At 57.5% G+C, this 19,258-nt stretch carries 15 protein-coding genes and 3 tRNA genes; 10 read left to right on the top strand and 8 right to left on the bottom strand.

Annotated features, from left to right (window positions below; genetic code table 11):
* Positions 1 to 63: 63 nt before the first annotated feature.
* Positions 64 to 966, bottom strand: coding sequence for an SGNH/GDSL hydrolase family protein (locus tag PQR62_RS11585; RefSeq protein ID WP_408157995.1), 903 nt, complete (start codon positions 964 to 966; stop codon positions 64 to 66).
* Positions 967 to 1,333: 367 nt separating this feature from the next.
* On the opposite strand from PQR62_RS11585, the gene PQR62_RS11580 reads away from it, so the two are divergent.
* Both PQR62_RS11580 and PQR62_RS11575 read left to right on the top strand, forming a co-directional pair.
* Positions 1,334 to 1,987: a hypothetical protein gene (locus PQR62_RS11580; RefSeq protein ID WP_408157993.1), complete on the top strand. Its 654-nt coding sequence runs from the start codon at positions 1,334 to 1,336 to the stop codon at positions 1,985 to 1,987.
* A 244-nt stretch (positions 1,988 to 2,231) separates the two neighbouring features.
* Entirely contained in the window at positions 2,232 to 3,389 is a 1,158-nt protein-coding gene (locus PQR62_RS11575; RefSeq protein WP_408157992.1) for an FAD-dependent oxidoreductase, read from the top strand.
* Positions 3,390 to 3,424: 35 nt separating this feature from the next.
* On the opposite strand, the gene PQR62_RS11570 is transcribed toward PQR62_RS11575, so the two are convergent.
* The 7 genes from PQR62_RS11570 to apbC all read right to left on the bottom strand — a co-directional run bounded on the left by PQR62_RS11570 (position 3,425) and on the right by apbC (position 8,678).
* Positions 3,425 to 3,937, bottom strand: coding sequence for a GNAT family N-acetyltransferase (locus PQR62_RS11570; protein WP_408157990.1), 513 nt, complete (start codon positions 3,935 to 3,937; stop codon positions 3,425 to 3,427).
* A 332-nt stretch (positions 3,938 to 4,269) separates the two neighbouring features.
* On the bottom strand, positions 4,270 to 5,178 hold the full coding sequence (locus PQR62_RS11565; protein WP_408157988.1) for a S1 family peptidase: 909 nt from the start codon (positions 5,176 to 5,178) through the stop codon (positions 4,270 to 4,272).
* Between the two features lie 350 nt (positions 5,179 to 5,528).
* A tRNA-Glu gene (locus PQR62_RS11560) sits at positions 5,529 to 5,604 on the bottom strand.
* A 62-nt stretch (positions 5,605 to 5,666) separates the two neighbouring features.
* Positions 5,667 to 5,742: transfer RNA gene (locus PQR62_RS11555), tRNA-Glu, on the bottom strand.
* A 78-nt stretch (positions 5,743 to 5,820) separates the two neighbouring features.
* A tRNA-Ala gene (locus PQR62_RS11550) sits at positions 5,821 to 5,896 on the bottom strand.
* Positions 5,897 to 5,970: 74 nt separating this feature from the next.
* Positions 5,971 to 7,377, bottom strand: coding sequence for a glutamate--tRNA ligase (gene gltX / locus PQR62_RS11545; protein WP_408157986.1), 1,407 nt, complete (start codon positions 7,375 to 7,377; stop codon positions 5,971 to 5,973).
* A 212-nt stretch (positions 7,378 to 7,589) separates the two neighbouring features.
* Positions 7,590 to 8,678 (bottom strand): iron-sulfur cluster carrier protein ApbC, encoded by a 1,089-nt coding sequence (gene apbC, locus PQR62_RS11540; protein ID WP_408157984.1) that lies wholly within the window; start codon positions 8,676 to 8,678, stop codon positions 7,590 to 7,592.
* 208 nt (positions 8,679 to 8,886) lie between these two features.
* Between apbC and metG the strand changes: the two genes are divergently transcribed.
* The 8 genes from metG (at position 8,887) to PQR62_RS11500 (ending at position 19,242) form a co-directional block, all read left to right on the top strand.
* A complete protein-coding gene (gene metG, locus PQR62_RS11535) occupies positions 8,887 to 10,989 on the top strand; it encodes a methionine--tRNA ligase (protein ID WP_408157982.1) in 2,103 nt (700 codons plus the stop codon).
* 23 nt (positions 10,990 to 11,012) lie between these two features.
* Positions 11,013 to 11,492 (top strand): GNAT family N-acetyltransferase, encoded by a 480-nt coding sequence (locus tag PQR62_RS11530; RefSeq protein ID WP_408157980.1) that lies wholly within the window; start codon positions 11,013 to 11,015, stop codon positions 11,490 to 11,492.
* Positions 11,493 to 12,050: 558 nt separating this feature from the next.
* Entirely contained in the window at positions 12,051 to 13,058 is a 1,008-nt protein-coding gene (locus tag PQR62_RS11525) for a sugar-binding transcriptional regulator (protein WP_408157978.1), read from the top strand.
* Positions 13,055 to 14,620, top strand: coding sequence for a glycerol-3-phosphate dehydrogenase (gene glpD, locus PQR62_RS11520; protein WP_408157976.1), 1,566 nt, complete (start codon positions 13,055 to 13,057; stop codon positions 14,618 to 14,620). Before PQR62_RS11525 ends, glpD begins: the two co-directional genes overlap by 4 nt.
* Positions 14,621 to 14,852: 232 nt before the next feature.
* Positions 14,853 to 15,905: an ABC transporter ATP-binding protein gene (locus tag PQR62_RS11515; RefSeq protein ID WP_408157974.1), complete on the top strand. Its 1,053-nt coding sequence runs from the start codon at positions 14,853 to 14,855 to the stop codon at positions 15,903 to 15,905.
* A 176-nt stretch (positions 15,906 to 16,081) separates the two neighbouring features.
* Positions 16,082 to 17,374, top strand: coding sequence for an ABC transporter substrate-binding protein (locus PQR62_RS11510; RefSeq protein ID WP_408157972.1), 1,293 nt, complete (start codon positions 16,082 to 16,084; stop codon positions 17,372 to 17,374).
* 162 nt (positions 17,375 to 17,536) lie between these two features.
* Positions 17,537 to 18,412 (top strand): carbohydrate ABC transporter permease, encoded by an 876-nt coding sequence (locus PQR62_RS11505; protein WP_408157970.1) that lies wholly within the window; start codon positions 17,537 to 17,539, stop codon positions 18,410 to 18,412.
* Positions 18,409 to 19,242 (top strand): carbohydrate ABC transporter permease, encoded by an 834-nt coding sequence (locus tag PQR62_RS11500; protein WP_408157968.1) that lies wholly within the window; start codon positions 18,409 to 18,411, stop codon positions 19,240 to 19,242. The genes PQR62_RS11505 and PQR62_RS11500 overlap by 4 nt, the downstream gene beginning before the upstream one ends.
* Positions 19,243 to 19,258: the final 16 nt, after the last annotated feature.

Below are 19,258 nucleotides of genomic sequence, written 5' to 3'. Positions count from 1 at the left end.
CTTCCCTATCCCAGGCGGGTGCGGGGCGAGGGAGTTTCCTGACAGGGATGCGGTTTGGATCAGTTATTCAGAGAACAATTGATCGTGCGCAATCTTTTGCAAGGCGACTACCTGGCTCTTAGAAAAGCCGAGATCTTCCGCAACGCTCTCTTTTTCTCCCAGGGATAGCGGATCTTTCCCGGTAATCTTCCCGAACAGCATCAATGCTTCCAGATAGTAACCGTAGTCACTCGGGTGAAAATTGTCCCAGGACCAGAGATTGATCTGCGAGGACGGAATGCCCAGATACGGATTGCTTCCGGCGACTTTGGTGGCGATCGCGCGGTTCCACGCCAGACCAATCTCGACCACGCCGCTGGCGTTGGCGTTCTTTGCGGCGGCATTGTAGGCGACCGAAATGTCTGCCCCCATCTTGTCGATCGGCGTGCCATACCATGGCGTGTGTTCCGGATAGACCTGGTCGGCACGGCTCCAGACGGCCGTCATCCATACTTCCCCATGCGGGTTTTGTGCCCGGAACATGTCTACCAGATTCTTGCAGGCCGATTTCAGCACTTCCGGATTGCCAGGTTGTTTTCCTTCGAGCATGGAGAAACCTTGCAGTGCCACGACATCCCAATGCTTGTCGAGAGCATGCCGTTTCTCCGCATAGTGATAGTCCAGGCCAATCCCACCGACAGTCTCGACCGAGACTGTGTAATCAAGCCCCGCCTGCACGGTAAATGCCTTGAAGATTGCAGGAACTCCACCGACAGGCTTGGCCGTCGCACCCTGCGCGTTCAGGTCGGTAACGGTATCGGCTTTGTAGTAGCGCACCGAGGAATTTTGTCCGTAGGTGTAGCTGTTTCCAACAAAAAGGATGGTTCTGGCCTCTGCTGCAGAAGCGATAGCGCCGGCGACGCAGACCGCAATCAAGAACTTGGCCAGAATATTGGCGGCGACATTCAATTTAAATTGTTTCTGCATTTCGATTCTCGTCCAACCAGCATGTGCGAATAAACGCTTACACGAACCACCAACTGCTATTCCCGGTTGGGACAGTTGATTTGGATAGATGGCTGGGAACGGCGCGCATGAGACGCGTCCCTGACCGGCACCTATCCTAAGGCATGCACTGTGAGCGGCCCATAGGGAAATTCCTGAATGAATCGGGCTTGAAGACGCACCGATCGGGCGCCCAATGGGTGGTGCTTGAGAACATCGCGGGGCATTTGATCCGGCTTTGCCAGTGTCACGAATATTGCCGCTCAGTCAATGGCTGAACGGCTACTGGCCGGCCTGAACGGGCGAATGGGTCTTAGCGATTTTGAGCTATGATTTTGCGATTAACTGGATGACCGTAATCGGCCAGAAGCCGCCGCCAAAAGCGGACAGCAATATTGATAAGAAGGCTCCAAGAATAAATATCGTGCCCGTCGATCAAAATACGCTCGCTCATATAACAAATGCATTTCCCTCACATTTGAGGGAATACGCGGCATTGTTTGTGGAAAGAACTCTCCCAATAACTTTCTCAAGTGGATCTTTAATCGAGGTAAAGATCGCGGGAGAGAATCTCGAACTTCCTGTCCGGATTTATCAGCAAGTCGACGAGCGGGTGTTCAAGAGCCTTCCTGTGGAAGCAGGTACTTTGTACACATGCATACTAACGCGACACCACGATGGTTATCTTCGACAGCGTCAGCTGGCGAATCTTTTCAATCAGAGCCAACCGTGGATCGTTCCGTTTGTAATTTTGTTGGCAAGTGAATATGTCATCGAAATGCTTTATGACATAGAAAAGAATTTTGATCACTTCGATGCTGGAATGTATGCCCAATTCTTGAGAGAAAACCCGGCGTTTTATGCAAAGGCAAAAGCTAGAATGATTAGCTACTGGGATTGCTACTATCGATGGATCTTTAAATATAAGAACGACTACGTTGGATTCCGATTGTTTTCTCGCTGGGATAGGCTTCTCGAAGAGCCTAAAAAGATATTCGAATGACTGCGTCCGGCCAGAACAGGACATAGGCGTAACGGCGATGTGCGTTTTACCAAAACGTAGGGACGTGCAATACTTGCGGAACTCCGCGAAAAACGGTCCAGGATTTGGTTCTTTAACCACAACTCCGACGACCGCATACACGTCAACCAGCACCTACGGTTGACCAGCGTTTCCCCGACCTCTGTCGGATTTATTACGGACTGTCGTGCTTTGGCGCGACTCGCCGTATTGATAGGAACGCGCTATGTGCAAATCTCCCGGCTTATCAAAGTCAGCATTAAATTCTCGAATCGCAATCGTAGGTGCGGGCCTGGGCGGATTGACGCTCGCGCGTGTTCTGCACATCAATGGAATCCGAGCGACCATTTACGAAGCAGAGACATCGTCGCGTGAACGTGACCAAGGTGGATTACTTGATATTCACGAATACAACGGTCAATTGGGATTAAAAGCCGCAGGACTTTACGAAAAATTCCTTAGCCTCGTTCTTCCCGGTGAGGATGCTAAAAGAGTGGTCGATAGACACGGGAATGTTCTGCTTGATAAGCCCGGTTCAGGTGGTATCGCCAGGCCGGAAGTAGATAGAGGAGAACTTCGCCAGCTTCTCATTGAGTCATTGCCTGCAGATGCCATCAAGTGGAACCACAAAGTCGCAAAAGCCAAGCATTTGCGTGACGGGCGGCATCAACTGACATTCTCCAATGCTTCTTCCGTAACTGCTGACCTTGTGGTGGGCGCCGACGGCGCATGGTCAAGAGTGCGGCCGCTTCTTTCTTCTGCACAGCCTGCGTACATAGGTACCACGTTCATAGAAACCAAGCTTTTCGATGGTGACACTCGACATAAACCAAGTGCAGAAGCAATTGGCACCGGGACGCTGATGGCTGTAGAACCAGGAAAAGCCATCCTGGCACATCGTTACGCGAGTGGAAGCTTGCACGCATACATTGCGTTCAATAAGCCCGAGGCATGGATTAGCGGGATTGATTTCAGCAATGCGATAACGGCACTGCAACGCATTGCCGCTGAATTCGATGACTGGGCGCCGCAGCTGAAAGCACTGATTACGGATGGTGAAACAAGGCCGGTTGTGAGACCGATATATGCCCTACCAATCCAACATAGATGGGAACGCATACCTGGCGTCACGTTACTGGGTGACGCAGCGCACCTGATGTCGCCGTTTGCGGGGGAAGGAGCCAACCTTGCCATATATGACGGAGCAGAACTGGGTAAAGCCATTTCTGCCAATCCTGATGACATTGAGGCGGCGCTAGCAGAGTACGAGCAAGCATTGTTTCCACGAAGCGAAGCTGCCGCAGACCAGACGTTTCGGAATCATCAGCGCTTTTTCGGACCACATGCACCTCAAAGCGTCGTAGAAATCTTTTCCGGGCACTAGTTTTCTTCAATGTCTGCTTTGATCGCAGACCTCCGCTACCGGCCAGAAACCGATTTCTCGTAGAGTGAATCGACATGGTCGCCATGTTCGAGTTTGGGGCCGAATCCTGCTCGGATGAAACCAAGCGACTCATAGTAGGCACATAGCCTGGTGTTTCTCGAATCGCAGTCCAGTCGGACAAAACTTCGGCCCAGACTGCGCACCTGATGAGCGCACCAATCGATCATAAAATTTCCAAGTCCAAGTCCGTTAAATCCATTCTTCACGGAAAGACCATGCGCATAGCCCGCGATCGGTTCTTGCGCGCCCCAGTGGGTTTCATCATCCCAATCCAGAGAAAACGTCGCCACGGGCAAACCTTCTTGCTCGACAACATAGACTTTTCTTAGAGAGAGGCTGTTTAGCACCCATCCTTCGGAAAATCCGTCGCCTTCCTGGCCCCATGCGTAATCACCGTGAGCCACCTTTTTTGCGTGAGCATCGTTCCGAATCTGAGTAAGAATCGGTACATCTTCTGCGCTTGCTCCGCGAATGCTTCTCAAGGCCATTGTTCTGCTCTCCATTGGGTTGAGGACACGGCGTGCGAAATTTCGCGGGGTCTCAACAGGTATCTGCGGAACGAGGAACGTCCGACCAGCTGTGATGAATTTTAAACCCGATGCGGAATCAATCACTCAGCTCATAACACGCTGGTCTCCATCGGCCGGTTGCTGTGAGGGGGTACACGCCAAAGGTGGATCAGTTTTGAATGCAACTCAAAAGCCATCAAGGACATTAAGTAGAGCAAAACGTGAACGCAGACCAAATTCATTATCAATACAAAAGTCCGCGCTATTCCTATAGCATTACTTCCGTGTCATTAAAGGACTGGCACGCTGATTTAGCAGATAGCTGGTGGTTTAAATAATCCACCAAGGTTTGATATTGGCTCAATATTCATAGAAAGTTTAGTTACTCTTTCCCCTCTATCGTTAGATGAAACGTCGCATGGAAGCAGGGCAACAACGGATCGACCTTCAATACTCCGATCTTGTTTTTTCTCGTCATCGATATCCGGATCGCTACAGACGATACCAAATGGTTTTATCTGGCTAGTAATATCACTATAGTGAAACACAGGGCCACCACTCATTCCAGAGTAGACCGGGATACTTGTCTCAACGCATGGCCCCTTACACAAGCGATGACCGTTAGGGTAATAGGCCAATACACGCCCAGCACGCAAAATAACGCGTCTTTGCACTTCAAAGCTAGCCGACTCGGGTTTTGTCTCCTCCCGAGTTGATACGCTCATGCGATCAAAACTTAAGATAGATATTAAATCACCTACTTCTGGAGTTCGTTCGCTTAAAACAAATTCGGTATCAAAAAAAGACGGATGACTCAAATCTTGCAGAGTTATATTGAACACAGCTATATCGCTTTGCTCATTGAACATGTAGCCGTTTACTCGGGCAACTCCCACTCTGGCCCCATCTAATCCAAAGGCAATTACCTTATTGGTGTTTAACTCAATTTCTTTAGGTAGCGGAAGGAATTCTTGCAAAGTTGAGGCGCTGTGGCGTGTTGGTGAACTCTGCAATTTACGAATTTCACTGAAAACATGTGCAGCCGTCACGCACGTCGCGGTATGTCCTCCGCCAAGAATTATGAAACCTGTACCTATAGCATGCATGCGATTTTGTTGATCAATCGCCACAATAGTGACAAGCCCCTTATTGAATTCGCCATTGAAATCAGCTTGATTCCAACAGAAATTAAAGAGTGGAGGTACCCTGCTATTCTCCATCGTATCCAGTTGAGTTGATTAGTTGGTAGTTAGTGGGCCATGATAGAGCGTCAGGCCTGCCTTATTCACGAACATCTATTCCAGCATCACATATTTGTGGAGCATCAACAAGGCAGTAAATATAAGCTAGATACGCTTCGTCGCTAAACAAAAAGCCGTTCAGTTAATACCTGATCGGCTTTTTGTTTAACGGTCAAATTGTGATTTACAAAAGTGCAATTTCAACTGCAAACGAGTTCAAAGCTACGTGCAAAGTTAGCGCTTAAAAAGCATTTGTGGAGCCAAGCGCATCACCGAATTCCGGACGCACAAAAGAAAACGCCCGCTTGCGCGGGCGTTTTCTTTTTTCCTGGCGTCCCCAGGGGGATTCGAACCCCCGTACTCACCGTGAAAGGGTGATGTCCTAGGCCTCTAGACGATGGGGACATATGTCCGGCACTGCTTGATACCTGTACTACTTTGAATCCGACGCACAGATATCTGAAATCTGGCGTCCCCAGGGGGATTCGAACCCCCGTACTCACCGTGAAAGGGTGATGTCCTAGGCCTCTAGACGATGGGGACTAACAGTACTGCAACTTCTTTTCTTCGCTTTGCTTAAGTCTTCCGACTTAATAACCACACTAGCTGGTGTGTGGTCGCTGGTGGAGGTAAGCGGGATCGAACCGCTGACCTCTTGCATGCCATGCAAGCGCTCTCCCAGCTGAGCTATACCCCCCTTGCGAAGAAGCGAGATTATGCAATAGTCATTTCCAAAGATCAAGCCTATTTTTAAAAATAAACCGTTTTTTATTACAAATAATTTTTCAGGCGTTGCTCGACCGTTGCGCGGCCGAACAATTGCAGCACGACGTCGATGGCCGGGGTCTGTAATTGACCTGCAACGATCAGGCGCAGCGGCATTGCCAGTTGCGGCATCTTCAATTTATGCGCGGCCAGCACTTCCTTGATCATCGGTGCGATGGCTTCCTTGGTCCACTCCACCGTCGCGCAGCGTGCGGCAAAATCGGCCAGCGCCGGTTTGATGGCGTCGGTGATGTGCTGTTCGACCAGCGCAGCCTCAGGCGCCGGCTGGCGATAGAACATCAGCGCGGCAGTCGCCAGTTCGTTGATGGTGTTGGCGCGCTCCTTGAGCAAGCCGATCACGGCCGGCAGATCGGGCGCATGGTCGAACACTGCGCCATCCTTTTCCAGCAGCGGACGCGCCAGATCGGCCAGACGCGCGTTGTCGGCCAGCTTGATGTAATGATTATTGAGCCAGGCCAGTTTTTCCGGATTGAACTGCGCCGGCGATTTGGAGAGGTGATCCAGATCGAACCAGCCGCAGAACTGTTCCATCGAAAAAATCTCTTCGTCGCCGTGACTCCAGCCCAGACGCGCCAGATAGTTCAGCATCGCTTCCGGCAGGAAACCCTGGGCCGGATAATCCATCACGCTGACCGCGCCGTGACGCTTGGACAGCTTCTCGCCGTCGGCGCCGAGAATCATGGGCACGTGGCCGTATTCCGGCAGCACGCCGCCCAGCGCCTTCAGGATGTTGATCTGGCGCGGGGTGTTGTTGACGTGGTCATCGCCGCGGATCACGTGGGTGATCTTCATGTCCCAGTCGTCCACCACCACGCAGAAGTTGTAGGTCGGCGTACCGTCCGGGCGCGCGATCACCAGATCGTCCAGCTCGCGGTTGGAGATGGTGATGGTGCCCTTGACCACGTCGTTCCAGCTGACGTCGCCGTCCAGCGGATTCTTGAAGCGCACCACCGGCTTGCGGCCTTCGGGAATCGCCGGCAAGGTCTTGCCCGGCTCCGGACGCCAGGTGCCGTCGTAACGCGGCTTTTCGCCGGCGGCGCGTTGGCGCTCGCGCATCGCTTCGACTTCTTCCGGCGACGAGTAACAGTAGTAAGCGGTGCCCTGCTCCAGCATCTGCGCAATCACTTCGCGATAGCGGTCCATGCGCTTCATCTGATAGAACGGACCTTCGTCGTGATGCAGACCCAGCCATTGCATGCCGTCAATGATGGCTTGCACCGCTTCCGGCGTCGAACGTTCCAGATCGGTGTCTTCGATGCGCAGGATGAAGGTGCCGCCGAAACGGCGAGCAAACGCCCACGAAAACAGCGCGGTGCGGGCACCGCCCAGGTGCAGATAGCCGGTAGGGCTGGGAGCGAAACGGGTACGAACGACAGGAGTTTGAGCAGTCATGATCTTCAGTAAAAACCAAAACGGCCTTGGAACGCCAAAGCCGTTGAAGGATAAAAATGCGAAAAGCGGTATTTTACCGGTTTGAAGCGCGCCACGCCATGCAGGGGCGCCGCGGGGGGGCCGGCTGAAACGCTGGTGAACCGGCTGAAAAACAAGCTGAATGAGAGGCCGCACAGGCGATACCCGCCGGCCTTCTTTGCAACTGGTTCAGCTCAATCGTTCTGCACCACGATGCTGGGGAATTTGTTGGTCATGTCGCGCGCCTTCTCCGCCACCTTGACCGCCACCCGGCGTGCAATGCTCTTGTAGATTTCCGCAATCTGGCCGTCCGGCTCCGCCACCACCGTAGGCCGGCCGGAATCGGCCTGCTCGCGGATCGACATGGTCAGCGGCAAGGCGCCGAGGAAATCCACGCCGAAGTCGGCGCACATCTTTTCGCCGCCGCCGACGCCGAAGATAGGCTCGGCATGACCGCAGTTCGAACAGATATGCATGCTCATGTTTTCGACAATGCCGAGAATCGGGATGCCGACCTTCTCAAACATCTTCAAGCCCTTGCGCGCATCCAGCAGCGCGATGTCCTGCGGCGTGGTGACAATCACGGCGCCGGTCACCGGCACCTTTTGCGACAGCGTGAGCTGGACGTCGCCGGTGCCGGGCGGCATGTCGACGATCAGGTAGTCCAGATCGCGCCAGTTGGTCTGATCCAGCAACTGCTGCAGAGCCTGCGTCACGATCGGGCCGCGCCACACCATGGGTTCGTCGGGATTGATCATGAAACCGATGGAGGACACTTGCAGGCCGTGGTTTACCAGCGGCTCCATGGTCTTGCCGTCCTTGGTTTCGGGCTGGCCGCTGATGCCCATCATCATCGGCTGCGAAGGGCCGTAGATATCCGCATCCAGAATGCCGACCTGCGCACCTTCGGCGGCCAGCGCCAGCGCCAGATTGACGGCGGTGGTCGATTTGCCGACGCCGCCCTTGCCGGACGCCACGGCGATGATGTTCTTGACATTGCTCTTGAGCTTGACGCCGCGCTGCACAGCGTGAGCAACGATCTTGAAGAAGACGTTGGCATTGACTGCCGTCACGCCCGGCAGCTTACCCAGCGCGCCGGACACCAGCGCGCGGATCGGCTCGATCTGGCTGTTGCCGGGATAGCCCAGCTCCACGTCCAGCGACACGACGCCGCCTTCCATCCTGATGTTGCGGGCGGATTTGCCGGCGATCAGGTCCTTGCCGGTATTGGGGTCGATCACCTGCAACAGGGTGGCCTTGATGTCATCCACGGTAATGCTCATTGAATCTCCTAGCTTGAATCCCGCAAGTCTAAACCAATCGCCTGCCGCCCGCCTCTGCCGCGCGGTCTCGCCCTTTCACAAAATTATTACTCTGACATCAGAACAGGCAGGCTTCGACCGCCCGCCGCCGGCATCGCTCGTCCTCATTGGCTGCGGCTGCTAGAATGTGTGCCTTTCCCATTTTGACTTCGTTCAACCTGCATCGCCAATGAGCACCTCATCAGCCCCAGCACGCCAACTGTTCGTCACCACCGCCCTGCCTTACGCCAACGGCGCGTTCCACATCGGCCACATCATGGAATATATCCAGGCCGACATCTGGGTCCGGTTCCAGCGAATGCAGGGCCATGAGGTTCATTTCGTCGGAGCCGACGACGCCCACGGCGCGCCTATCATGATTGCCGCCGAAAAAGCCGGCGTCACGCCGCAGGCGTTCGTCGCCAATATCGCTGCCGGCCGCAAGCAGTACCTGGACGGCTTCAACATTGCCTTCGACAACTGGAGCTCGACCGACAGCGAAGAAAACCATCAGCTGTCGCAGGAAATCTATCGCGCGCTGCGCGACGACGCCAAGCTGATCACTACCAAGACGATCGATCAGTTCTTCGATCCGGTCAAAAGCATGTTCCTGCCGGACCGCTACATCAAGGGCGAATGCCCGAAGTGCGGCGCCAAGGATCAATACGGCGATTCCTGCGAAGTCTGCAGCGCGGTGTACGCGCCGACCGACCTCAAGAATCCCTACTCGACCCTGTCCGGCGCGACGCCGGTGATGAAATCGTCGGAACACTTTTTCTTCAAGCTGTCCGATCCCAAGTGCGTGGCCTTCCTGCGCGAATGGGCGCTCGACCACCAGCGCCTGCAACCGGAAGTGGCCAACAAGTGCCGCGAATGGCTGGACGGCAAGGATGGAGAAAACACCGGTCTGGGCGACTGGGACATCAGCCGCGACGCCCCTTATTTCGGCATCGAAATCCCTGATGCCCCGGGCAAATACTTCTACGTCTGGCTGGACGCGCCTATCGGCTATCTGGCCTCGCTGAAAAACTATTTTGCCAAAACCGGTCGCGACTTCGACGCCTTCATGGCCGACGAAAAGACCGAGCAGTACCACTTCATCGGCAAGGACATCACTTACTTCCACACGCTGTTCTGGCCTGCCATGCTGAAGTTCGCCGGCCGCAAGGTGCCGACCAATGTGTTCGCGCACGGCTTCATCACCGTCAGCGGCGAGAAGATGTCGAAGTCGCGCGGCACCGGTATTTCGCCGCTGCGCTATCTGGACATCGGCATGAACCCGGAATGGCTGCGCTATTACATTGCCGCCAAGCTCAACGCCAAGGTGGAAGACGTCGACTTCAACCCGGACGACTTCGTTGCGCGGGTCAACGCCGATCTAATCGGCAAGTACGTCAATATCGCCAGCCGCGCCGCCGGCTTCATCGCCAAGCGTTTCGACGGCAAGCTGTCGACCGCCTGGGCCACCGCTGACGACGCCTTCCTGAGCAAGTTGCGCGCGGTCGCGCCGGAAATCCAGGCGCTCTACGACCAGCGCGAATACGGCAAGGCGCTGCGCGCGGTGATGGAACAGGCCGACGTCATCAATGCCTACGTCGATGCCAACAAGCCATGGGAACTGGCCAAGGACAGCGCCAAGGATGCGCAGCTGCATGAAGTCTGCAGCCGCCTGCTGGAAGCCTTCCGCGTGCTGAGCATTTATCTGAAGCCGGTGCTGCCGCAACTGGTGGCGCAGGTGGAAGCTTTCCTCAATGTCGCACCCTTCACCTGGTCCGATATTCAGACTGCATTGCCGGATGCTCACCTCATCAACGCTTACGCCCACCTGATGCAACGGGTTGATCCCAAGATGCTGGATGCGCTGTTTGATGCGCCCGCACCTGCAGCGGCCGCGGCTGAAGCCGCCGCACCGGCGGAAGAAAGCAAGGATGCCGGTATCGAAGAACTGGCGCCGGAAATCAGCATCGACGACTTCACCAAGATCGATCTGCGCATCGCCAAAATTGTGAACTGTGAAGCGGTCGAAGGCTCGACCAAGCTGCTGCGCCTGACGCTGGACGCCGGCGAAGGCCGCCTGCGCAATGTGTTCTCGGGCATCGCCTCGGCTTACAAGCCGGAAGAACTGGTCGGCAAACTGACCGTGATGGTCGCCAACCTGGCGCCGCGCAAAATGAAGTTCGGCGTTTCGGAAGGCATGGTGCTGGCGGCTTCGGCCAAGGATGAAAAATCCAGGCCGGGCATCTACATCCTCAACCCATGGCCGGGCGCAGAACCGGGCATGCGGGTACGTTGATCTGAATGAACCGGAGCGCCGCCATGGATTTGCTGATACGTGAAGCTACTGCTGAAGATGCCTTGCTGATCGCCGAACTCACGCGCGGCAGCTGGGCCAACAAGGTTGCGCCCAGCTCCAGCGGCCACCGGGAAGAACCGCAACACGTAGAAGAAGATCTGCAGCGCGGCGGCGGTTTCGTGCTGCTGCGCGACGAAGTCCCGGCCGGCTCGGTGCGCTGGCTGCCTCTGGACACCGAAGAAGACGTCTGGGAAATCCGCCGCATGGGCATCTCGCCAGACTACCGCGGCGAGCGTCTGTCGCAACATCTGATGGAAGCCCTGATCCACCGCGCCCAAAGCGCCGACGTGCGCGAACTGCGTCTGGCAGTGCGTACCGATCAGGCGCAACTGGTCGATCTGTACGCGGCCTTCGGCTTTGAAATCGCGCCGGAGCTGGAATACACGCGCGCCAATCCGAACGAAGCACCTCCGATTGTCATGCGCAGGATGGTGAGGCACTGAGGCTGGATTTTCAGACTGTGTTGCTTTGCTGATTGCCGGCGCTGCTTTTCGACCTCGATTTCACCTCGATTTCACCTCGATTTCACCTCGATTTCACCTCGATTTCACCTCGATCTCAGCTCGATTTCTCCCTCGCTCTCTGCTTTTAGCCGCGCTCTCCGCACTTGCCTGTCTTCTCATCCGGCGCTGCATACTCCGGCAGCTTCGGCTGATATTGCCTCCCCCTCCTCTTTGCACTTCCCTATTGAACACCGGGCACGCCGCGTCCTGAAGCGAGCATGGACGCGAGGTCGTTTTCCAACAGTCATCCCTCTTATACACAAAACAATATAAAAAAATAGTTTCTGCTGCGGCCATAAACGCAGCGGACCAGGCCTGTCCCAAATACCCCGTCCGGCCTGCATTTCAGCATGAACACTCGTTCATCAGCCTGTAACAAATGACCATTAAAGTAGACCCGCATGCTGCAAAGGCACATCTTTACTGCTTGCACGCTCGATTTATTTCGATTAACGTACAAACGTCCAAACACTATGATCATTTGTTCAGAAAGAAAAAATGGCTAACGGGGATCGTCAAGACACCGCCTACACCGCCGTCCGGGTAGCGCGTCTGTACTACTTTCAGAACATGACGACCGCCGCCATTGCCGAGGAAATCGGCACCTCGCGCGCCACGGTTTCGCGCCTGCTGTCCTATGCCATGGACCACGGCCTGGTGGAGATCCGGGTACACGATCCGCAGGAACTGTCAGGCAATCTCGAAGCAGCGATCAAGGCGCACTACGGCGTGCGCTCGATCCAGGTGGTCCCGGTGCCGGCCGCTGCCAGCGAGAAAGAGGCGATGGAACGCGTTGCCGCGCATGCCGCCGCCTACGTCAATTCGCTGGTGGTGCCGAAAACCGTGATCGGCCTGGCCTGGGGCAACACGCTGGCGGCGATTGCCGACAACCTCCTGCCCAAGCATGTGCACGACGTCGACGTGGTGCAACTGAACGGTTCGGGCACCGGCGAACACATCGTCAACACGTTCGGCGAATCGCTGGTGGCGCGCTTTGCGCAGAACTACGGCGCACGCGCCCACAGCTTTCCGGTGCCGGCCTTTTTCGACTACGCCGACACCCGCACCGCGCTGTGGCGCGAGAAGAGCATCAAGTCGCTGCGTGCGCTGCAGGACCGCGCCTCGATTCTGCTGTTCAGCATCGGCGCGGCAGAAACCGGCAGCCACGTACACACCGGCGGCTATCTGGACAAGCAGGACGTGCAAGGCATACGCAAAGACGGTGTGGTGGGCGACATTGCCACGGTGTTCTTCCGCAAGGACGGCAGCTGGCACGATGTCGCATTGAATGCCCGCAGCAGCGGCCCCGATCTCGACCTGTTCCAGCGCGCCGCGCACTCGATCTGCGTAGTCTCCGGCAAGGGCAAGATTCCCGGCCTGCAGGCGGCGCTGGTGGGTGGCTTCATCAACGAACTGGTGATCGACGAACCGAGCGCACGGCTGCTGGTGGAACAGCAGAAGACCGCGGCGCCGGCCCTCAACAAAGCAGGCAAACAGACACGATGAACGCGACTACTCCTTACGACCTGCTGATCATCGGCGGCGGCATCAACGGTGCCGGTGTAGCGCGCGACGCCGCCGGCCGCGGCCTGAAGGTAGCGCTGTGCGAACAGAACGACTTCGCCGGCGCCACCTCCTCCGCCAGCACCAAGCTGATCCACGGCGGCTTGCGCTATCTCGAATACTACGAATTCCGTCTGGTGGCAGAAGCGCTGGCCGAGCGCGAACACCTGCTCAATATCGCGCCGCACATCAGCTGGCCGCTGCGTTTCGTCATGCCGCACGTAAAAGGTCTGCGCCCGCGCTGGATGATACGCCTCGGCCTCTGGCTGTACGACCACATCGGCGGTCGCATCAGCCTGCCGTATTCGGCGGCCATCGCACTTGACCGCATGCAGCATCCCAGCGGCCTGCGCACCGACATCACCAAGGGCTTCGCCTATTCCGACGCCTGGGTCGATGATGCCCGGCTGGTGATCCTGAACTTGCTCAGCGCCCAGGAACACGGCGCCGAGATCATGGCGCGCACCCGCCTGGCCGATGCCCGTCGCGCCGGCGCCCACTGGGAGTGCACGCTGCAAGACATGAAGAGCGGCGAGCAACGCCAGGTGCAGGCGCGCGCCATCGTCAATACCGCCGGCCCCTGGGTGGCGCAGATGGATCGCCAGCTCAATGCCGGCGCCGCATCCGGTGGCGGCGAAAGCCGTCACGCCGCGGTGAAGCTGGTGCGCGGCAGCCATATCGTGGTGCCGCGCCTGTTCGACGGCGAGCACGCCTACATCCTGCAGAACAACGACAAACGCATCATCTTCATGATCCCTTACGAAGATGCGTTCACGCTGATCGGCACCACCGACGTGCCGCAAGAGAACATGGAGCATGGCGCGCAGATCAGCGAGGTGGAAGAAAAATATCTGCTGCGTGCAGTGAATGCCTATCTGGAAAAACCGATCAGCGCAGCAGACATCGTCTGGCGCTACGCCGGCGTGCGTCCGCTGTTCGACGATGAGTCGGACAACCCTTCCGCCGTCACCCGCGATTACACGCTGATCCTGCAGGATGCCGGGCAACTGCCCTGCGTCTCGGTCTACGGCGGCAAGATCACCACCTATCGCCGGCTGGCGGAATCCGTCATGGACAAGCTGGAGCCCTGGGTCAAGGAGCGCTCGCGGCGCGCTAGCTGGACCAACAAGGAGAAACTGCCCGGCGGCGGCTTCGACCGCAAGGAGCGCGCACAGGAGCTGGCGCGTCTGCAGCAGAAATATGCGCAGCTCGATGCACATTTCCTCGACAAGCTGTTCGCACGCCATGGCCTGAATGCGCACCTGATTCTGCGCGAAGCGCAAAGCCCGGCGGAGCTGGGCATCGACTTCGGCGGCGGCCTGAGCCAGCGTGAAGTGGAATATCTGGCGCTGGAAGAATGGGCTTGCGAAGCCGATGACGTGCTGTGGCGCAGAACCAAATGCGGTCTGCACATGAGCCCGGAGCAACGCGCCGAGTTCAAACGCTGGTTTCTGCAATTCAGCGACAAGCATTTCTGCAGCAGCCGCATGCGGAGCGCCGGCTGAAGCAAGGGCAGCACGCAACATCAATAGAAAATTACAAAAGCGCAACGAGACGAGACAAGGCAAGACAGGCACACGGGACAAGCCGGCGCGGACACACCCCGCATCAAGACCGGCTCCCTTTTTGAATCTTCCGGATCGTCTTTTCTGATTCGACCGAATCGACCAATCAGGCAATTGGATCGATTCGACTGATTCTTCTGATTATTTTCTGACCATCGAGGGGACCGCGAAAATGGCATCCATTTCGCTTAAAGGCATTACCAAAAACTGGGGTGAGGCCCAGGCCGTCAAAGGCATCAATTTCGACGTCAAATCCGGCGACTTCACCGTCCTGCTCGGCCCTTCCGGCTGCGGTAAGTCGACTACGCTGCGTCTGATCGCCGGCCTCGATACGCCTTCCGGCGGCAGCATTCACATCGGCGAACGCGACGTCACCCACCTGCCGCCGGCGCAGCGCAAGATCGCCATGGTGTTTCAGTCGTATGCGCTGTTCCCGCATCTGAACGTGCGCGACAACATCCTGTTCGGCGTGCGCGTGCGCAAGGAGCCCAGCAAGGATTTCGAATCGCGTCTGAAGCGCGTGGCCGACATTCTCGGGCTCTCGCATCTGCTGGATCGTCGCCCCGGTCAGTTGTCGGGCGGCCAGCAACAGCGCGTGGCGCTGGGCCGCGCCATCATCGCCGATGCGCCGGTGTGCCTGATGGACGAGCCGCTGTCCAATCTCGACGCCCAGCTGCGCCAGGAAATGCGTCGTGAAATCCGCGCGCTGCAGCAGCAACTCAACATGACCATGATCTACGTCACCCACGATCAGACCGAAGCCATGAGCATGGCCGATCAGGTGATTCTGCTGCGCGACGGCAAGATCGAGCAGAACGCGCCGCCGGCCGAGCTGTATGCGCAACCGGCTTCGGTGTTTGCGGCGCGCTTCATCGGTACGCCGCCGATGAACATCCTGCCGCTGGCCGCCGGCGACGCCGGTCAGATCATCGAAGGCAGCAGCGGCCCGGTGATTCTGCCGCGCGCCGATGGCGACGCCTGGCAACTCGGCATTCGTCCCGAGCATGTGCGACTGGCCGAGCGCGGCATTGCCGCCCGCGTCGAGAGCATCGAATACTTCGGCGCCGACACCATCATCGGCGCCCGCATCGGCAATGCGCCTTTGCTGGCGCGCGTGCCGGGACAATTGTCCTTGAAGGTCGGCGACCAGATCCAGCTCGGCTGGGATGAAGCGAACCAGTATTTCTTCGACCGCCAGAGCGGGCTGCGGCGCCATCTGGCGTAAGCAGCGCGCCTGAGCGCGCATCGTTTTCAGCAGCACGATCCGGCAGTAGCAAGCAGGCTGGCGGCAGTCCATGGCGGTGCAGCAAACCAAGCCGGGACTGCGGGCCAGAATCGGTAACCAAGAACAGCAATCTTCAATTGCGGTGCAAGTTTCAACCAATCTCAGGGAGACTCAACATGCGTAGAACCATTTTAAAATCCGTGGCCGCTCTGGCCGTCAGCGCCGCGTTCGGCAGCAATGCCTTCGCCGCCCAGCCGGTCGAGATCAGCTTCTACTATCCGGTCGCCGTCGGCGGCGCGGTGACCAAGACCATCGACACCATGGTGGCCGACTTCGAAAAGAGCAATCCCGACATCAAGGTCAAGGCGATCTACGCCGGCACCTATCAGGAAAGCATCGTCAAGGCGCTGACCGCATTCAAGAGCGGCACGCCGCCGACGCTGGCGGTGCTGCTGTCGACCGACCTGTTCACGCTGATCGATGAAAACGCAATCGTCCCGATCGACACGCTGGCCGGCAGCGCCGACGACAAGAAGTGGATCGACGGTTTCTACAAGGGCTTCATGGAAAACAGCCAGTCCAACGGCAAGACCTGGGGCATTCCCTTCCAACGCTCGACCATCGTCATGTACTGGAACAAGAAGCTGTTCAAGGAAGCCGGTCTCAATCCTGACAAGGCGCCGGGCACCTGGGCGGAAACCGTGGAATACGCCAGGAAGCTGACCAAGAGCGACGCCAACGGCAACGTCGCGCAATGGGGCATCAAGATTCCCTCGACCAGCTTCACCTACTGGATGTTCCAGGGCCTGACCACGCCCAACGACACCATCCTGATGAATTCGGCCGGCACCAAGACCTATTTCGACAAGCCGGGCGCAGTCGAGGCGCTGCAATACTGGGTCGATCTGGCCGCCAAGCACAAGGTGATGCCAAGCGGTTCCATCGAATGGGGCACCACACCGAAGGATTTTCTGGAACAGAAGGCGGCCATGATCTGGACCACCACCGGCAACCTGACCAATATCCGCAGCAACGCCAGCTTCCCGTTCGGCGTGGCGATGCTGCCGGCCAACAAGCATCCGGGCAGCCCGACCGGCGGCGGCAATTTCTACGTGTTCAACAAGACCTCGCCGGAACAGCAGCAAGCGGCGATGAAGTTCATCCGCTTCGCCACCGAACCGGCGCGCGCGGCCCAATGGTCGATCGCCACGGGCTACGTGGCGCCGCGCCAGGATGCCTGGGATACGCCGGAAATGAAGAAATATCTGCAAGACGTGCCGGCCGCCGGTGTGGCGCGCGAGCAGATGAAATACGGCGTGGCGGAATTGTCGACGCATGACAATCAACGCGTGACCAAGGCGCTCAACGACAACCTGCAGGCAGCCTTGTCCGGCACCAAGACGCCGGAAGCCGCACTCAAGGATGCGCAACGCGAGTCGGATCGCATCCTGCGTTCTTACGGTCGTTGATCGGTCTTGTGGCTTGAAGCGATGGCCGGTGCACACCTGCCATCGCTCATGGCTCATGGCTGAGTTCGTTCAGCCGTTTTTGTTTTGCATGGAGCGCGCTCCGTATTGCGCGCGCCTCAGTTCCGGCCCCGTATTCGCCGTCCGACGGCAAAAGGTTTTTTCATGAATCGCACTCACTCTTCTCTGACGCCCTGGCTGCTGCTGATGCCGGCGATGGTGCTGCTGGTCGCCTTCACGCACTATCCGGCGGTAGCGACCATCTGGCACAGTTTTTTTTCCACGCCCAAGGGCGCCAACCCGTCGGTCTTCGTCGGCATGGAAAACTATGCACTGATGGCCGACGACCCGGTGTTCTGGCGCGCCCTGTTCAACAATCTGTGGTTCGCGCTCGGCACCATTCCGGTCTCGATTGCGCTGGCCATCATGATGGCGCTATGGGTCAACGAAAAGCTGTTTGGCCGCAGCCTGCTGCGCCTGGCCTACTTCACGCCGACCGTGCTGCCGATGATCGCGGTGGCCAATATCTGGCTGTTCTTTTACACCCCGCAATACGGTTTGCTGGAGCAAGTGACCAACGCGCTCGGCCTGCCCTCGCACAACTGGCTGGGTAATCCCGATACCGTGCTGGGCGCCATGATGGTGGTGGCGATCTGGAAGGAAGCCGGCTTCTTCATGATCTTCTATCTGGCCGCGCTGCAGCAGATTTCGCCGGTGCTGGCCGAGGCCGCCGGGCTGGAAGGCGCATCGCGCTGGCAGTATTTCTGGAAGGTGCAGTTCCCGCTGCTGATGCCGACCACGCTATTCGTGCTGATCAATGCGCTGATCAATTCCTTCCGCCTGGTCGACCACATCGTGGTGATGACCAAGGGCGGGCCGGACAATGCCAGCTCGCTGCTGCTGTATTACATCTATGAAGTCGGCTTCAGTTTCTGGGATTCGTCCTACGCCGCCGCGCTGACCGTGGTGCTGCTGCTCATGCTGGCCGTCATCGCCTTCGTCAAATTCCGTATTCTCGACCGCAGGACTCACTACCAATGATCTCGCACACCACCAATCCCTTCGGCGAACGAAGCAAGTTTCTCGAAACCAGCGCCGCCTGGGTGCTCGGCATCCTCTGGCTGCTGCCGCTGATCTACGCCTTGTGGACCGCCTTCCACCCGGCCGAATTCGCCACGCGTTTTTCGCTGACGGCGCCGCTGACGCTGCAGAACTTTGCCAATGCCTGGAATGCCGCGCCCTTCCCGCGCTATTTCCTCAATACCTTTTTGCTGGTGAGCATGATTCTGGTGGCGCAGATGGTGCTGGCAACGATGGCGGCGTATGCCTTTGCGCGTTTCGAATTCCGCGGCAGCAACATCATGTTCATGCTGGTGCTGATGCAGCTGATGGTGATGCCCGACATCCTCATCGTGGAGAACTACAACACCATGAATCTGCTGGGTCTGCGCGACACCATTCTGTCGATCGGCCTGCCCTATTTCGCCTCGGCCTTCGGCATCTTCCTGCTGCGCCAGACCTTCAAGACGGTGCCGCGCGAGCTGGATGAAGCCGCCACCGTGGAAGGCGCCAGCGCCATGCAGACGCTGATGCAGGTCTACGTCCCGCTGGCCAAACCCATCTATCTGGCCTTCGGACTGGTGTCGATCAGCACCCACTGGAACAATTTCCTGTGGCCGCTGATCGTGACCAACTCGGTCGAGTCGCGTCCGCTCACGGTCGGCCTGCAAGTGTTTTCATCGACCGATCAGGGGGTCGACTGGTCCATCATCACCTCCGCCACGCTGATGACTTCAGCGCCGCTGCTGCTGGCCTTCCTGCTGTTCCAGCGCCAGTTCGTGCAGTCCTTCATGCGCGCCGGCATCCGCTGAAAGGGAAACATTCATC

This window comes from Herbaspirillum lusitanum (assembly GCF_046025995.1).
In the GTDB taxonomy this organism is placed as follows: domain Bacteria; phylum Pseudomonadota; class Gammaproteobacteria; order Burkholderiales; family Burkholderiaceae_D; genus Herbaspirillum; species Herbaspirillum lusitanum_A.
The sequence above is the reverse complement of the archived record's forward strand: the minus strand, read 5'-3'. Positions and strand labels throughout refer to the sequence as shown.

Excerpts from the sequence above, each read along its gene's own strand:
- glpD (WP_408157976.1), top strand. The coding sequence starts at position 13,055 with ATGAACGCGACTACTCCTTACGACCTGCTGATCATCGGCGGCGGCATC.
- metG (WP_408157982.1), top strand. The coding sequence starts at position 8,887 with ATGAGCACCTCATCAGCCCCAGCACGCCAACTGTTCGTCACCACCGCC.
- PQR62_RS11575 (WP_408157992.1), top strand. The coding sequence starts at position 2,232 with ATGTGCAAATCTCCCGGCTTATCAAAGTCAGCATTAAATTCTCGAATC.
- PQR62_RS11515 (WP_408157974.1), top strand. The coding sequence starts at position 14,853 with ATGGCATCCATTTCGCTTAAAGGCATTACCAAAAACTGGGGTGAGGCC.
- apbC (WP_408157984.1), bottom strand. The coding sequence starts at position 8,678 with ATGAGCATTACCGTGGATGACATCAAGGCCACCCTGTTGCAGGTGATC.
- PQR62_RS11510 (WP_408157972.1), top strand. The coding sequence starts at position 16,082 with ATGCGTAGAACCATTTTAAAATCCGTGGCCGCTCTGGCCGTCAGCGCC.
- PQR62_RS11565 (WP_408157988.1), bottom strand. The coding sequence starts at position 5,178 with ATGGAGAATAGCAGGGTACCTCCACTCTTTAATTTCTGTTGGAATCAA.
- PQR62_RS11500 (WP_408157968.1), top strand. The coding sequence starts at position 18,409 with ATGATCTCGCACACCACCAATCCCTTCGGCGAACGAAGCAAGTTTCTC.
- PQR62_RS11570 (WP_408157990.1), bottom strand. The coding sequence starts at position 3,937 with ATGGCCTTGAGAAGCATTCGCGGAGCAAGCGCAGAAGATGTACCGATT.
- PQR62_RS11530 (WP_408157980.1), top strand. The coding sequence starts at position 11,013 with ATGGATTTGCTGATACGTGAAGCTACTGCTGAAGATGCCTTGCTGATC.
- PQR62_RS11585 (WP_408157995.1), bottom strand. The coding sequence starts at position 966 with ATGCAGAAACAATTTAAATTGAATGTCGCCGCCAATATTCTGGCCAAG.
- gltX (WP_408157986.1), bottom strand. The coding sequence starts at position 7,377 with ATGACTGCTCAAACTCCTGTCGTTCGTACCCGTTTCGCTCCCAGCCCT.
- PQR62_RS11525 (WP_408157978.1), top strand. The coding sequence starts at position 12,051 with ATGGCTAACGGGGATCGTCAAGACACCGCCTACACCGCCGTCCGGGTA.
- PQR62_RS11505 (WP_408157970.1), top strand. The coding sequence starts at position 17,537 with ATGAATCGCACTCACTCTTCTCTGACGCCCTGGCTGCTGCTGATGCCG.
- PQR62_RS11580 (WP_408157993.1), top strand. The coding sequence starts at position 1,334 with ATGACCGTAATCGGCCAGAAGCCGCCGCCAAAAGCGGACAGCAATATT.